The sequence below is a fragment of the Ruegeria sp. AH12 genome (assembly GCF_056541465.1).
This window is the reverse complement of sequence record NZ_JBQFYL010000226.1, coordinates 1-525: the sequence shown is the minus strand read 5'-3', so window position 1 is coordinate 525 and position 525 is coordinate 1. Positions and strand designations below refer to the sequence as shown.

At 59.6% G+C, this 525-nt stretch carries 1 protein-coding gene; it reads left to right on the top strand.

All coding sequences use genetic code 11. The features are described from left to right. Nucleotides 1-68: 68 nt before the first annotated feature. Nucleotides 69-525: 2Fe-2S iron-sulfur cluster-binding protein (locus ACR0EL_RS22765; RefSeq protein WP_480502394.1), on the top strand; the 457-nt coding region annotated here is incomplete at its 3' end.

Below are 525 nucleotides of genomic sequence, written 5' to 3'. Positions count from 1 at the left end.
CACTCTTTCTACGTCGCATCGAAGGAGGGCCGAACGGGCGCAACCGGGTAACGCGACGGGTTTCTCGAATGAACATCACGTTTCTTCTGAACGGAGAGACAGTGGAGCTGCCGGATGTCGATCCGACGGCCACCCTACTGGACTGGCTGCGTGAAGATCGCGGTCTGACAGGCACCAAAGAAGGCTGCAACGAAGGCGATTGCGGCGCGTGCACGGTCATGGTGACGGACGAAGACGGTGCAAAAGCTCTGAACTCCTGCATCCTGTTCTTGCCCCAGCTGCATGGCAAAGCGGTTCGAACAGTCGAAGGGGCAAGCGGCCCGGATGGCGAAGCACATCCCGTTCAACAGGCAATGGTTGACTTGCACGGTTCGCAATGCGGTTTTTGCACTCCGGGTTTTGTCATGTCGATGGTCGCCAGCCATGCGACGGGCGCCACGGATCATGACACCCAGCTTGCCGGAAACCTGTGCCGCTGCACTGGCTATGCACCGATTATTCGCGCCGCGAAAGCGGTCGAGGACC